Source organism: Sorangium sp. So ce131 (assembly GCF_051519095.1).
GTDB lineage: Bacteria > Myxococcota_A > Polyangia > Polyangiales > Polyangiaceae > Sorangium.
The window spans coordinates 11,254,135-11,266,234 of the sequence record NZ_CP150455.1 but is presented as its reverse complement, the minus strand read 5'-3'; the positions used below and the strand labels follow the sequence as shown (position 1 = coordinate 11,266,234).

The 12,100-nt window shown below is 69.6% G+C and carries 8 protein-coding genes; 4 read left to right on the top strand and 4 right to left on the bottom strand.

Annotated features, from left to right (window positions below; translation table 11 throughout):
- Positions 1 to 90 precede the first annotated feature (90 nt).
- The 3 genes from WMF43_RS40830 to WMF43_RS40820 form a co-directional block, all read right to left on the bottom strand.
- Positions 91 to 714, bottom strand: coding sequence for a hypothetical protein (locus WMF43_RS40830; RefSeq protein ID WP_437673297.1), 624 nt, complete (start codon positions 712 to 714; stop codon positions 91 to 93).
- A 315-nt stretch (positions 715 to 1,029) separates the two neighbouring features.
- Positions 1,030 to 1,620, bottom strand: a complete 591-nt coding sequence (locus WMF43_RS40825; RefSeq protein WP_020740311.1) for a GTP-binding protein — start codon at positions 1,618 to 1,620, stop codon at positions 1,030 to 1,032.
- A gap of 11 nt (positions 1,621 to 1,631) precedes the next feature.
- The gene (locus WMF43_RS40820; protein ID WP_104985169.1) at positions 1,632 to 2,114 is read right to left on the bottom strand and encodes a roadblock/LC7 domain-containing protein; all 483 of its coding nucleotides are present in this window, start codon (positions 2,112 to 2,114) and stop codon (positions 1,632 to 1,634) included.
- Positions 2,115 to 2,810: 696 nt separating this feature from the next.
- On the opposite strand from WMF43_RS40820, the gene WMF43_RS40815 reads away from it, so the two are divergent.
- From WMF43_RS40815 to WMF43_RS40800, 4 genes are all read left to right on the top strand, one after another.
- Complete coding sequence (locus WMF43_RS40815; RefSeq protein ID WP_437673296.1) at positions 2,811 to 6,722, top strand: DUF3857 domain-containing protein; 3,912 nt, start codon at positions 2,811 to 2,813, stop codon at positions 6,720 to 6,722.
- 185 nt (positions 6,723 to 6,907) lie between these two features.
- Complete coding sequence (gene rpmI / locus WMF43_RS40810) at positions 6,908 to 7,105, top strand: 50S ribosomal protein L35 (RefSeq protein ID WP_012239854.1); 198 nt, start codon at positions 6,908 to 6,910, stop codon at positions 7,103 to 7,105.
- 27 nt (positions 7,106 to 7,132) lie between these two features.
- Positions 7,133 to 7,492 (top strand): 50S ribosomal protein L20, encoded by a 360-nt coding sequence (gene rplT / locus WMF43_RS40805; RefSeq protein WP_437673295.1) that lies wholly within the window; start codon positions 7,133 to 7,135, stop codon positions 7,490 to 7,492.
- Positions 7,493 to 8,924: 1,432 nt separating this feature from the next.
- On the top strand, positions 8,925 to 10,409 hold the full coding sequence (locus tag WMF43_RS40800) for a sigma-70 family RNA polymerase sigma factor (protein WP_437673294.1): 1,485 nt from the start codon (positions 8,925 to 8,927) through the stop codon (positions 10,407 to 10,409).
- A gap of 91 nt (positions 10,410 to 10,500) precedes the next feature.
- Here WMF43_RS40800 and dacB read toward each other — a convergent pair whose 3' ends face one another.
- Positions 10,501 to 12,072, bottom strand: coding sequence for a D-alanyl-D-alanine carboxypeptidase/D-alanyl-D-alanine endopeptidase (dacB, locus tag WMF43_RS40795; protein ID WP_437673293.1), 1,572 nt, complete (start codon positions 12,070 to 12,072; stop codon positions 10,501 to 10,503).
- Positions 12,073 to 12,100 lie beyond the last annotated feature (28 nt).

The window sequence follows — 12,100 nt, the reverse complement described above, 5'->3', positions numbered from 1 at the left end:
GCGGATAGCCCTACGCTCGATCGCGGGTCAAGATTCCAGCCCAACTTGGTGCGACAAGGTGAGGCATGCTCGCCGCGCGTCGCGCGCCGGTCAGAAGCAGCGGCGCATGCACCGCTTGTACTTGCCGGAGCAGTCTTTCTCGCAGGCGGGGGACGTGCAGCCCACCTTGCACTCGCTCCAGCTCTTCTGGCAGTCCGCGCTGCACTCGGCGCCCGGCGGCGCTGCGTCTGCGGCCTCCGCAGGCTGCCCGGCGTCGCCTGCGTCCGCGGCGCCAGCGTCCGCCTCCGCCACCGGCGCGGCGGTGCCCGCGGTCAGCAGCATCGGCGGCGGCGCGAGCGCGCTGGTCGGATCGGGCACGGCGGCAGCCGCGCGGCTGCTGGGCGGGTTCCAGTCGCCTTCGTCGAAGTCGCTCGCCCTGCTGAGCTGCCGCTGCCGGAGGGTCGCGTACTCCACGCGGTCGCGCGTCTGGCCGAACGTGTAGAACTGCAGCCACTCCTCCCAGCACGCGCGCCGCAGCGTCGGCTTCACGTCGTGCTGCGCATCGAGCGCCATGCAGTGCTCGAAGCGTACGTCCCCTTCGTAGACGGCGTTGATGCTCGCGCCGCACGCGGTCGCGGTCGCCGAAGCGGCGGCTAGGCAGAGGAGGATCCTGAACCGCACGAGGTACGACCACCGATAGCAGAAAAGCTCGTCCCGGGTGTCTCGCCCGGCCATTCGCCGCAGAAAGCGGGCGATCCTCGGGGCGAGATGGTCTCGGGTTGAACTTTTCCCCGCGATGCCGTAGGTTGCCGCCCCTTCGCACCGGCAGCGGCGGCACGACGCCTCCGCGCCGGGCGCCTCAACGGAGCCTGTCCATGTTCCTCATGCTGTCGAAAGGTCCGCGCAAGACCACGCGCTCCAAGTCGAAGCGCTATCGGTCCAAGCTGAAGGCGAAGAACCGCAACCGGCGGAACCGTATCTACCAGCGCGCCTGATGGATGCAGCGAGCGCGAGCGGTGCTCTAGCCCGCTCGCTGCGTCGCCCTTGGACCTAGGGTCCGCCCTTCTTCAGCTCGGTCAGCACGAGCTTCGCGACGGCCTTGAGTGTGTCGAACACCCCGACGCCTGTCCGCGCGACCCCTTCGAAATCGGGAACATTGGTCGGGTTGAGCAGCGCCCGGAGCTCCTCGACCGTGCCGATCTCCGGCAGATCCCGCTTGTTGTACTGGATGACGTACGGGATCTTGTCGAGCGAGTAGCCCTGCTCGGCCAGGTTCGTGCGGAGGTTCTCCACCGACTCCTGGTTCGCCTCGATGCGGCCGAGCTGTGAGTCGGCCACGAAGACCACGCCGTCGACGCCCTTCAGGATGAGCTTGCGGCTCGCGTCGTAGAAGACCTGCCCCGGCACCGTGTACAGGTGGAACCGCGTCTTGAAGCCGCGGATCTCGCCCAGCGCGAGCGGGAGGAAGTCGAAGAAGAGTGTCCGGTCGGTCTCCGTGGCGAGGGAGATCATCTTCCCCTTCGCGTCCGGATTGGTGCGCTCGTAGATGTACTGCAGGTTCGTCGTCTTGCCGCAGAGACCCGGGCCGTAATAGACGATCTTGCAGTTGATCTCGCGCGCCATGTAATTGATGAAGCTCATCGACCGCGCTCCTAGTCGTTGAAGAGGTTGTCGATGTCCTCGTCGGTGATCTCGGCGAACGGCGAGTCAGCGCCCGGCTCCTGCACCTTCTTGAGCAGCAATTCGAAGATGTGGTTGAGCTCCTCGCTCGCTTTTCGCACCCGGAGCCTCACCAACCCGAGGCTCGACTTTGAGTCGAAGATCACCACGAGGATGACGCGGTTGCCGACCAGCTGGATGTGGATGTTCGCCTTCTCACCCTCGTGGAACTGAGTGGCGAACTCGTTTTCCTTGAGGAGCTTCGCCATTCCGCCGGTGGCGGCGATGTTCCCCGCCGTCAGCGAGGCGAGCGACGTGGTGTCGAGGTTGTCGACGTCTCCGCTCGCGGCGATCAGTTGCCCGTTTTTGTCAACGATGAAGACGACCTTCGCATTGGCGTCCTTGACGAGGCGATCCACCACGCTCTGGATCTGGTTGAATTCCTCCTCGTACATCACCATCTGAGGGTTGACCATCGTTCCTCCGCCAGCGCTCTCGCGATGGGGCCCTGGGCATTGCGGGCTCTGCGGCCCTTGTCATCACCGGGCGCCGCACGTGCGGTCCCCGACCATCGTCATCGTCCGGCTCCGCGCTGTGCGGGCCTTCCTTCACCACCGGTACCACGTTCGCGGCGCCATGCTCGCTGCCTGGAGACTTGCATGACCGGTCCGGGGCGCGCAGTGCGACTGCTCCTCGACCGTGCGCCCGTACATCTTGGGACGTTTCTATCCGAAGCTGGTACGGCGGAGCAAGGGCGGCCCTTTCGGGAAGATGGAGGATCGCGCGCCGGGGCCCCTCCGCACCCTGCCTGAGCTCGACGGCGCGCGGCTCCCACCCCCGGCACCGGCATTCCGGGCCGGCGTCTGCGCTGGCCTTCGGGCCGGCTCGCCCGCGCGCCCGTTCAGGCTCCCAGGCCGCGGTTCCCCCTGTTTCTGCCCGCCCGAGCTGGCGGCACGGCTGGCCCACCGCCGGCTGTCCGCGACCGGCGCGCGGGCGCGGTGGATGATGTAATAGCAGGAAAGAACTTGCTTTTTTGGAGAAGGCATCCGCCGGGATGTCCCCTCCGGCGTGGACCGCGGGCGGAGCCATCCGCATGTCGCTGCCTGTGTGCCGGGCAGAAAAGAACGAGCGGCGAGGGACACCGTCGACCAGGGCGCCGAGCTCATGAAGGCGTGGCTCGATGCGCCGGCCCCGAGGCCATCTTCCGGGTCAGCTGCGCCGCGGCGATCGCGCGTGCCTTGCGCTTGACCGACGGCTTCGGTCACGGGATAGCGCCCTGGATGCGCGACGTGCTCAGCCGGACCGGGCCCCGTGGGATCGAGCTCAACCCGGGGACGCTGAGGAAGCGCTTCCCTTGCGTGATCGTCGCGTGGGCGACGGCGCTCGTGTGCACGACGTCGATCGGCCCGGATGCGCGCGCCGAGCTCGGCGCGGTTCACCCCGAGGTGCTCTCGGCGCACGCGGCCGTCCGTGCGGCGAGGGGGCCGGAGGTCTACGGCGCGCTGCGCGAGCTCTGGCGCACGTGGGACCGCGCGGATCCGACGCAGGTCGAGGAGGCGATCTCGTCGATCGCGGAGGCGCGCACGACCAGCGCGCCCGCCCGTGTTTACGCGGAGCTGCTCTCCGCGTACGCGCGCAGGCGGCGCGGCGATCTCGACGGAGCGGTCGCGAAGGTCCAGAAGCTCGGGTTCATCGGCCGCTGGGCGACGATCGGTCCGTTCGACAACGAGAACAAGGGCGGCTTCGACCGCGCGTTCGGACCCGAGGAAGAGCTCGATCAGCCGATCGCTGCCGGGAGGACGTACGACGGCAAGGCGCGGGCGGTCCGCTGGCGCGTGCCGCCCGAAGCGCCGCAGTACGGGTGGTTCGACTTCGGCGACTTCATCCGCCCGGTGGAGGGGGTCTGCGGCTACGCGACCACGTTCGTCCGCGCGAAGGAAGGCACACGCGCGCCCCGGCCGATCTCGATCTGGGTCGGGGCGGACGGCGCGTTCAAGCTGTTCTGGAACGGCGAGAAGGTCCTCGCCGACCCGGGGTACCGCGAGCTCGACATCGATCGCTTCGCCGCGTCGGTGTCGTTGAGCTCCGGTTACAACCGCCTGACGATCAAGGTCTGCGGCGGCGCGTCGGCCCCCAAGTTCGCGCTGCGCATCGGCGACGCGAAGGGGGCGCCGGATCTCGACCTGGACGTGACCTCCGACATCGGGACGCAGGTGACGGCGTCGCAGGGCGGCGCGCGGCGCGCGGGCGACGCAGGGGCGGCGGCCGAGCGGCCCGCCTCCGCGGCGAAGCCCGCCGCGCGGGCGCCGTCCGTCGAGGGGCCGATGCAGGCGTTCGAGCGCGCCGCGGGCGCCGCGAGGCCGTTGCCCGCCGTCCTGGAGGCGTTCGCGCGGTACCTGACGCTCACCGGCGGCGACGCCGAAGGCGAGCACAGGGCGCGCGATCTTGCGCGCCGCTCCGCCGAGGCCGAGCCGACCGTGCGTCGTCACCTGCTCGCCGGCCAGCTCTCCGAGGATCGGAACCAGCAGCGCGCGTGGATCGAGCGCGCCGCCGCGCTCGCGGGGCCTCGCCGCGACGACATCGACGTCCTGCTCGCCGAGGCGCGGCTCGCGCAGACGAGCCCGAGCTGGCGGGAGGCCGCGCCGATCTACGAGCGCATCCTGGCCTCCGATCCCGATCACGTCGCGGCCACCCTCGGCCTCGTCGATCTCTACCTGGAGGCCGGGCTGAAGCGGACCGCGCTCTCCACGCTGGAGCGCGCGCTCTCGCGCCAGCCGAGCAGCGTCTCGCTGCTCCGGGCCACCGCGGCGCAGCTGCGCGCCCTCGGCCGCGACACGGAGGCCGCCGAGATGGAGGCGCGCTACGCGGCGCTGCGCTTCGACGACTCGAGCTTCCTGCACCAGCAGCTCGACCTCGCGGTCGCGCGCCGCGATCGCGCCGGCGCGGAGCGATGGCTCGAGCGCTTCCTCCGCAGCGAGCCGGACTCCGTGTGGGCCCGCTCCGTCGCGGCGCGCACGTACCGCGCGCTCGGCGAGAGCGACCGCGCCTTCGCCGCTCACCAGCGCGCCCTCGCCATGGCGCCCGAGGACATCGGCACGCTGCGCGCGCTCTCGGATCTGTACGGCGAGGAGGGCAACCGGGAGGCGCAGCTCGAGATGCTGCAGCAGATCCTGGCCATCAGCCCCCAGGTGAAGGACGTGCGCGAGTACATCGAGCACATCGAGCCGCCGAAGCCGCGCGCGGACGAGGCGTACGCGTGGGCGCCCGAGCGCTTCCTGCCGATGCGGCGCGGCGCGGACCGGCAGTACCCGCGGCGCACGCTCCGCAGCCTGACGGTCACCACCGTCTTCCCGAACGGCCTCGCCAGCCGGTTCCGGCAGATCGTCTTCCAGCCGCTCACGGACGAGGCCGCGGCGAGCGCCCGGCAGTACGCGTTCGAGTACCAGGCCGATCGCCAGACGGTGAGCCTCCGGGCCGCGAAGGTCTACCGCGCCGACGGCAAGGTCGACGGGGCGATCGAGAGCGGGGAGGCGGGCGCGAACAACCCGGCGCTCGCGATGTACACGTCAGCCCGCACGTTCTACGTCAGCTTCCCGCGGCTCAACGCCGGCGACGTGGTGGAGCTGCGCTACCGGATCGACGACGTCAGCCCCCGCAACGAGATCGCCGATCACTTCGGCGAGATCGAGTACCTCCAGGGCGACGAGCCGATCGCCAGCAGCGAGTACGTGCTGATCACCCCCAAGACGAAGCAGTTCCACGTCTTCGCGTCGAGCCTCCCCGGCCTCGTGCGGGAGACGAAGGAGGACGCCGAGCGGCGCATCTACCGCTTCGCCGCGACCGCCGTCCCGCCCGTGGCGCCCGAGCCGGCGATGCCGCCGTGGGCCGAGATGCTCGCGCACGTCCACGTCTCGACCTTCAAGAGCTGGGACGAGGTGGGATCCTGGTACTGGGGCCTCGCGCGAGAGCAGTTCGACGTGGACGACGAGGTGCGCAAGCGGGTGCGCGAGATCACGAAGAACCTCACCGACGACCTGAGCAAGGTCCGCGCGATTTACAAGTACGCGACCGAGACGCGCTACGTGGCGCTCGAGTTCGGCATCGAGGGCATCCGGCCGAGGAGGTGCGCCCAGACGCTCGCGCGCGGCTGGGGCGACTGCAAGGACAAGGCGACGCTGATCGTCACGATGCTCCGCGAGCTCCGCATCCCGGCGACGATCGTGCTCGTGCGCTCGCGCATGCGCGGCGGCATCGAGCCGGAGCCCGCGAGCCTCGCGCCGTTCGATCACGCGATCGCCTACGTGCCGTCGCTCGACCTCTACCTCGACGGGACGGCGGAGCACTCCGGCTCGACCGAGCTGCCCATCATGGATCGCGGCGCGATGGCGCTTCAGATCAACGAGGGCAAGCCGAAGCTCGTCCACCTCCCGGAGCCGGGGCCGGAGGCGTCCGTCGTGCGCCGGACCTTCGACATCGCGCTCGGCGCCGATGGCTCCGCTCAGCTCGGCGCCGAGATCCAGGTGGCCGGCGCGCTGGCCCCGGAGTGGCGCACCCGCTACATGGCCGAGGGGACGCGCCGCGATCGGGCGAGCCGCGATCTCGCCACGGACTTCGGCGCTGTCGAGCTCGCGCCCGGCAAGGCGGGGGTCGAGGTGAACGATCTCGAGGACATCGAGCAGCCCGTGAAGCTCCGGGCCCGCGGGAAGGCCGCCGCCCTCGCGCGCAGGGAGGGCGACAACCTGTCGGTCCCGGCCGTGGGCACGCAGCGCCTCGCGACCGAGTTCGCCTCCCTCTCGACGCGCACGCGCGCCGTCGTCGTCCCTGCGCTCACCACGAGCGAGGACGAGTGGACCCTCCACATCCCCGCGGGATGGCGCGTCACCCGGGCGCCGCTCCCCCAGGATGAGGACACCCCCTTCGGCAGCTTCTCCATCTCGGTCGAGCAGTCCGCCGGCAAGGTCGTGGTCCGCAGCCGCATCGCCCTCAAGAAGTCCCGGATCAAGCCGTCCGAGTACATGGCCTTCAGGACGTTCTGCGAGACGGCGGACCGCGCCTTCGGCCAGCGGGTCGTGCTCGGCAAGTGACCGGAGGCCGCCGGGCGCCCTGGCGCGGCCGTGCGCCGGGGCCTGCGCCCTGCGCCGCGCTTGACAACCACCCGCCGGCTCGCCATAAAGCGCCCCCTCTACGCATCCCTGCGGCGCAGAACAGCCTCTCCGGTGGTTCGGAGGGGTGGCCGCCGGGAGCGGTAGGCACTCGGATCGAGGGCGTCATGCCGAAGATGAAGACGAACCGCGCTGCGGCCAAGCGGTTCAAGGTGACCGGCTCCGGCCGGATTCGCCGCAGCAAAGGCGGGCTCAACCACTGCATGCAGGAGAAGAGCAAGAAGCGCCTGCGTCGCCTCCGCAAGAACGACATGGTCGACTCGGCGATGGAGAAGCGCGTGAAGCTGCTTCTGCCCTACGGCTGACCCTGGAACCAGTGAGGTAGAGCTCCGATGCCGCGCGTCAAAAGAGGGTTCAAAGCCCGTCGCCGTCGTAACCGCGTCCTCAACCAGACCGAGGGCTACTTCCTCGGCCGAAAGAACCGCTTCCGCCAGGCCGTCGAGGTCCTCCGCCACGCCTGGGAGTACGGCTACATCAGCCGGAAGCTGAAGAAGCGGGATTTCCGCCGCCTCTGGATCACCAGGATCAACGCCGCCGCACGCATCAACGGCACGACCTACTCCCGGCTCGTCAGCGGGCTCAAGAAGGCCGGCATCGCGCTGGACCGGAAGGTCCTGTCCGAGATCGCGATCCACGATCCGGCTTCTTTCGGTGCTGTAGCCAAGCTCGCTGCGTCTCCCGCCCGCACGTGAGCGCCCGGGGGCGGAATTTCTCGCCCCGCGCGACGTCCCAGGGCGGCTCGGTCAAGTTTGGCCAGAGCCGCCTTGCCGCTCCCTCCGGGGAGGGGCCGCAAACTTTTCATCAGGTCATGAAGCCCACTCGTCCGCGTTGAGCGCGCTTCAGAGGTCGTCCTCGGATCTTGAACGCCCGAGCAGCCGTCGAGATCACCGGGGAACCGCTCAGCTCCGAGCGGTGCTCGAGGGGCTTCGGACCGCGGGTGGGGCAATTTTGAACCACTCAGACGCGCAGTGTGCACATGCTGCACGGAGAGCTGTGCATCTTTGGCGGCACGCTATGATCGAGCGATCAGGGCAAGCCCTGGCTCAAGCTGAGGCCGCCTGCCACAGCCAGCGCGCTGAATGTGTCACGCTGGGATCCACCTCGCACACCCTCAGACCTACGGATCTGCGGGAATTCCCGGTTCCCAGCTCGGGGTTCCCCTTCGTCCTCTCCGCCGCCGCCCTACCGATCGATTTCTGGAACTTCTGAATTTCCAGGCGATCTCTCGCGAAAAATAATGTTCTCCGCCTTTCGACGTCGGGCGAGGGCTCGACATCGCCATCGGGAGGCCCAGGTTCAGGAAACATCGAAGCTCACTGAGAGGACGGCCTCTGCGGCGCGGTCCAGCCTCCACCTGCCGGAAAGGCAGCGGATCCCCCCTGCCCGTACGGCAGGAACGGCCCCACCAATTCCCCGAGGCTGGCGAGCTCGAGGTGTCTCCCTAAGAAGGACAGGTTGCCGATGCTGTTGCGTCCCCGAAAGCGTACCCAGCCAAGCCGTTCGGCTCGATCACGGCCAACCATCTCGCTCGATGCGACACGGACCGCGCCTCTGCCTCTACATACCGCACCCAGCGCGGGCTCTCAAACGGGAGAACACGAAACGGGCACCAAAAAAGGCACTGTTTTTGCTTCCCGAGTTGGGCTGCCACAGGGAGCAGACTCAAGAGGGGCGCTCTGCAAGAGCAAGTCCGCCCCTGGTGGGAAGATTTCGCCCGGAATCAAACGAGAGCGTCGCCGGTTGCCAGCTCCAACAGGAGCTTCTTCGGTCAGCTCCAGTTCCTTGTTTGGCACAAAAGCGTCTCGCCCGCCGTCAAATGGTGGCGATGCCTTTCAATTTCGCAACGACCGCCGTTTAGAAGTGAACGCTGAAACAAAGACGAAGATGAGCACGTCGACCGCCCGCCGTCCAGAAACCACCCGGAGGAACACCAAGTCTTCCGGTGTAGGTACCTCTGCGCGGCCCGCGGCATCCAAGAGCTCGCAGGGGGTCGGGACAGCACCGGGTCCCCGGCGGGCGGCATCGCAGACCATCGATTCAGGGGTCCCCGAGCTCGAAGAGCACGAGGACAGCCTGACGCCGCGCTCGCACTTGCAAGGAGCCACCACCGTGGAGGGAGCCGCCATGAGGTCGACCAAGAGCAACGCCACTGTCGTGAAGGGCGACCCGCTCGCTCAGGGTGGGACGGCGACGCCGGAAATCGCCGCCCTCAGCCTTATGGAGGACGACCAGAGCGAGGAGACCGTCGTGCGACCCCGCCCGACGGAGATCCTCGACGAGGACCGGGCAGCCGACTTCATCGATCTGGACCTCGGACCCCTCGACCGGCTGCCCCAGCCCGAGCGCGCGAGGAACCAGGATCGGGAGCTGAAGGACGTCGAGGATGGCGGCGGCGACTCCATGCTCGCGCGCTACTTCCGCGACATGGCGCTGCACCCCGTCATGGGGCCGGACGAGGAGCTCGACACGGCGCGGGCGGTCGAGCGCACCGAGGTGGAGCACTGGGTGGCCCTGCTCTCGTACCTGCCGGCGGCCGAGTACATCCTCACGGCGCTCGAGGAGGACGTCGCGAAGGCCGGCGAGGACGAGGTGAAGGCGCCGCAGATCGCGGAGATGCAGAAGCTCGTCCGCCTCGCGAAGAAGCAGAAGGGGAAGCTCCTGCCCGAGCAGGAGAAGCCGTGGAACCAGCTCTCCGAGGAGCTCGCCGCAGCTGTCCGCCTGCCGGACTCGGACCGCCTCTGGATGGCGCGCGCCTTCACCATCGCGCGCGACCTCGTGCGCGAGCCCGACTTCGAGGACGACGTGAGCGATCCCGAGGAGACGCGCCCGACCCGGCCGAGGCTCCCGATGTCCAGCTCGTACCGCCGCTACCTCGATCGGGTCGAGCGGACCTTTCAGGCGCAGCACGACGCGAAGAACCGCTTCGTGAAGGCCAACCTGCGGCTCGTCGTGTCGATCGCGCGCCGCTACAACCGCGGGCGCCTGCCGCTCATCGACCTGATCCAGGAGGGCAACATCGGCCTGATGAAGGCGGTCGAGCGCTTCGATCACAGCCGTGGGTACCGCTTCTCGACGTACGCCTCCTGGTGGATCCGGCACGCGATCAGCCGCGCCCTCGCCGACAAGGGGCGCGCCGTCCGCATCCCGGTGCACATGCTCGACACGTACAACCGCGTGGCGCGCGCGACGCAGGCCATCATCGCGCGCACGGGGCATGAGCCGACCATCGAGGAGCTCGAGAAGGAGACGGGGGTCCCGCGCGAGAAGCTCGACAAGGTGAAGGACTTCTACGCGGAGACGCCGTTCTCCCTCGATCGGCCGGTGGGCGATGAGGACGGGCGCAAGTTCATCGACTTCCTCCAGGAGGAGAACGCGCTGTCGCCGTTCGATCACCTGGCGAACAGGAAGTGGAGCGACGAGGTCCGGCGGCTCCTCACCACCCTCACGCCGATCGAGTCGCGGATCATCCGCTGGCGCTTCGGTCTCGACGATGAGGACGAGCTCACGCTGAAGGAGATCGGCGACAAGTACAACCTGTCGCGCGAGCGCATCCGTCAGCTCCAGGAGCAGGCGCTCGGCAAGATCCGCAAGCAGATGCGCGACTACTGAGCGACGATCCGGCGACCACCGTGATGCGGCCGCGCAGCGCCCACGCTGCGCGGCCGTGTCGCTCGAGCGCTCGATCTTCCAGCGCGCGCCCTCACGGCGCGCGCGCCCCTTTCCAGAGCTCCTCGGCGAGCGCTCCGACGAAACCGTCGATGGCCCTCCGCGCCGGCTCGATCTTCCCGGGGAGGTCGGAGGCCAGCACGGAGAAGGCGATCGGGGATCGGCCTCTCGGCGGCAGGATGTAGCCGGAGAGGGCGGTGACCGACGCGAGCGTCCCCGTCTTCGCGCGGATGGCGCGCTCCTTGGACCAGGCGCGGAAGCGGCCGCGCAAGGTGCCGTCCACGCCGCCGATCGCGAGCTGCGCGGTGAAGTCAGCGCCGAGCGCCGGGTCGAGGAGGGCGGCGCGCAACAGCCGGACCACCGACCGTGGAGACGCGCGCGCGGCGTCGAACAGGCCGGAGCCGTTCCTGAGAAAGGTGCCCTCCTCGAAGACGTCGAGCTCACGGAGCGCCTCGCCGACCAGCTCCGCCGCGGCCTCGGCCGTGCCGGGGCGCCCGCGCCTCTCGGCGGCGAGCGTCTTGAAGATCGTCTCGGCGTAGAAGTTGTCGCTGTCCTTCCCGAGCGCAGAGAGCAGCTCGCCGAGCGGCGCCGAGCGGTGGGCCACGAGGAGCTGCTTCTGGTGCTCGCCGCCCAGCCGCACCTCGCCGCCGACCTCGACGCCGACCTCCTGCAGCACCTCCTTGAGCGCGTAGGCCACGACCAAGCGAGGGTCGTCGACCCGCCTCGCCAGGCTCACCGCGCGGCCGCCCTCGGGGATCTGCCCGCTGAGGTGCACGAGGATCCGTTGCCCGCTCGGCTCGAGGCGGATCCCGATCTTCTCCGGTGTGCCGCGCTTCGCGGTGGTCACGCTGCCGCGGAGCACCGCGAAGCCTGGGGGATCGATCGCGACGGAGGCAGCCTGGCCCGCCTTCGCTGGGCGCATCGTGAAGAGCACGGTGTTCGCGTTCAGCGAGGCTGCGGCGACCGGGGCGCGGAAGGCCGCCCATTCCTCCGGCTGCTGCTCGAAGGCGGGAGGGACGTAACGCCCGTCGAAGTAGCCCTGATCGACGGCGATCGCAGCGACCTTCCGGACGCCGGCCGCGCGCAGATCGCGCGCCATCTCCCAGAGATCCCGCGTCCTGAGCGACGGGTCGCCCGAGCCCCGGAACACCAGCTCCGGGACGGCTCCGTTCGACGCCTCGCCGTAGAGGCCGGTCAGGTAGCGGTAGCTCGGGCCGAGCAAGCGCAGCGCCGCCGCGGCCGTGAACAGCTTCGCGTTCGACGCGGGATTGTACAGACCGCGCTCGTCGAACGCGGCGAGCGTCGCGCCGGTGGCCACGTCGAGCGCGAGCACGCCGACGCGCCCTCCCCAGCGGCGCACGTCGGCGGTGAGCTTCTCGAGCTGCTCCCGCGCGCGCGTCGGGTCGAAGCCTCGGGGGCCAGGCGCAGCGAGGGGCGGCCCGGAGGGGGGCGCCGCTCCCCCCGCTCCCTGCGTCGAGCTCGCGGCGCCGGTCGAGCGCTCCGCGGGGCCGCTGCCGCTCTCGATCGGCTGCGAGCCGCCCGGGCGGGCGAGGGTCGACAGGAGCGCGAGCGCGACCACGGAGACAGCGCGAGGGAATCGAGGCATGGCGGCTCCCCGGCTGTACAATGTCTCT